Raw genomic sequence first — 2,473 nt, 5'->3', positions numbered from 1 at the left:
CACTCCCCTCCCGGGGTGCTTTTCACCTTTCCCTCACGGTACTGGTTCACTATCGGTCACTAGGGAGTATTTAGGGTTGGGAGATGGTCCTCCCAGATTCCGACGGGATTTCGCGTGTCCCGCCGTACTCAGGATACTGCTAGGTACAAAGACTATTTTAAATACGAGGCTATTACTCTCTTTGGCTGATCTTCCCAAATCATTCTTCTATAATCTTTGAGTCCACATTGCAGTCCTACAACCCCGAAGAGTAAACTCTTCGGTTTGCCCTTCTGCCGTTTCGCTCGCCGCTACTAAGGCAATCGCTTTTGCTTTCTCTTCCTGCAGCTACTTAGATGTTTCAGTTCACTGCGTCTTCCTCCTCACATCCTTAACAGATGCGGGTAACAGGTAGTACCTGTTGGGTTCCCCCATTCGGAAATCCCTGGATCATCGCTTACTTACAGCTACCCAAGGCATATCGTCGTTTGTCACGTCCTTCTTCGGCTCCTAGTGCCAAGGCATCCACCGTGCGCCCTTATTAACTTAACCTTATTTTTTGACCTTTCAGTCATAAACTCTTATTAATACTACAGCGTTTTCGGTTTATTTTCTTGTTACTATTTGATATAGATATTCAATTTTCAATGTGCATTACTTGGTGATCTCTCACCAATGGAGCCTAGCGGGATCGAACCGCTGACCTCCTGCGTGCAAAGCAGGCGCTCTCCCAGCTGAGCTAAGGCCCCACAAGACCTCTCAAGACTAAACAAGACCAATGTGCAGTTCCTTATCCTTAGAAAGGAGGTGATCCAGCCGCACCTTCCGATACGGCTACCTTGTTACGACTTCACCCCAATCATCTATCCCACCTTAGGCGGCTGGCTCCTTACGGTTACCTCACCGACTTCGGGTGTTACAAACTCTCGTGGTGTGACGGGCGGTGTGTACAAGGCCCGGGAACGTATTCACCGCGGCGTGCTGATCCGCGATTACTAGCGATTCCGACTTCATGTAGGCGAGTTGCAGCCTACAATCCGAACTGAGACTGGCTTTAAGAGATTAGCTTGCCGTCACCGGCTTGCGACTCGTTGTACCAGCCATTGTAGCACGTGTGTAGCCCAGGTCATAAGGGGCATGATGATTTGACGTCATCCCCACCTTCCTCCGGTTTATTACCGGCAGTCTCGCTAGAGTGCCCAACTGAATGATGGCAACTAACAATAGGGGTTGCGCTCGTTGCGGGACTTAACCCAACATCTCACGACACGAGCTGACGACAACCATGCACCACCTGTCACCTCTGTCCCGAAGGAAAACTCTATCTCTAGAGCGGTCAGAGGGATGTCAAGACCTGGTAAGGTTCTTCGCGTTGCTTCGAATTAAACCACATGCTCCACCGCTTGTGCGGGCCCCCGTCAATTCCTTTGAGTTTCAACCTTGCGGTCGTACTCCCCAGGCGGAGTGCTTAATGCGTTAGCTGCGGCACTAAACCCCGGAAAGGGTCTAACACCTAGCACTCATCGTTTACGGCGTGGACTACCAGGGTATCTAATCCTGTTTGCTCCCCACGCTTTCGAGCCTCAGCGTCAGTTACAAGCCAGAGAGCCGCTTTCGCCACCGGTGTTCCTCCATATATCTACGCATTTCACCGCTACACATGGAATTCCACTCTCCCCTCTTGCACTCAAGTTAAACAGTTTCCAAAGCGTACTATGGTTAAGCCACAGCCTTTAACTTCAGACTTATCTAACCGCCTGCGCTCGCTTTACGCCCAATAAATCCGGACAACGCTCGGGACCTACGTATTACCGCGGCTGCTGGCACGTAGTTAGCCGTCCCTTTCTGGTAAGATACCGTCACAGTGTGAACTTTCCACTCTCACACTCGTTCTTCTCTTACAACAGAGCTTTACGATCCGAAAACCTTCTTCACTCACGCGGCGTTGCTCGGTCAGACTTCCGTCCATTGCCGAAGATTCCCTACTGCTGCCTCCCGTAGGAGTCTGGGCCGTGTCTCAGTCCCAGTGTGGCCGATCACCCTCTCAGGTCGGCTATGTATCGTCGCCTTGGTGAGCCGTTACCCCACCAACTAGCTAATACAACGCAGGTCCATCTGGTAGTGATGCAATTGCACCTTTTAAGCAAATGTCATGCAACATCTACTATTATGCGGTATTAGCTATCGTTTCCAATAGTTATCCCCCGCTACCAGGCAGGTTACCTACGCGTTACTCACCCGTTCGCAACTCATCCAGAGAAGCAAGCTCCTCCTTCAGCGTTCTACTTGCATGTATTAGGCACGCCGCCAGCGTTCGTCCTGAGCCAGGATCAAACTCTCATTAAAAGTTTGAGTTCTCACTCATTTCTGTCACTGACAGATTTATTGTTTTTTCATTGTTCAGTACTACAACCTTAGTTGTAGTGCCCTGCACATTGGTTCGTCTTGTTCAGTTTTCAAAGGTCTTTGTCACTCACTTCTCTCAAGTGACAAC

1 tRNA gene and 2 rRNA genes are annotated in these 2,473 nt (G+C 50.1%); all 3 read right to left on the bottom strand.

The features are described 5' to 3' along the window. A 23S ribosomal RNA gene (locus tag O3601_RS09320) occupies window positions 1–531 on the bottom strand; the annotation flags it as partial. A gap of 124 nt (window positions 532–655) precedes the next feature. Continuing rightward, window positions 656–728 (bottom strand) — tRNA-Ala (locus tag O3601_RS09315). 51 nt (window positions 729–779) lie between these two features. Next, window positions 780–2,325: ribosomal RNA gene (locus tag O3601_RS09310) — 16S ribosomal RNA — on the bottom strand. Window positions 2,326–2,473: the final 148 nt, after the last annotated feature.

This window comes from Streptococcus sp. 20925_1_69 (genome assembly GCF_041432365.1).
Classification (GTDB): domain Bacteria; phylum Bacillota; class Bacilli; order Lactobacillales; family Streptococcaceae; genus Streptococcus.
This window is presented reverse-complemented; position numbering and strand designations above follow the sequence as displayed.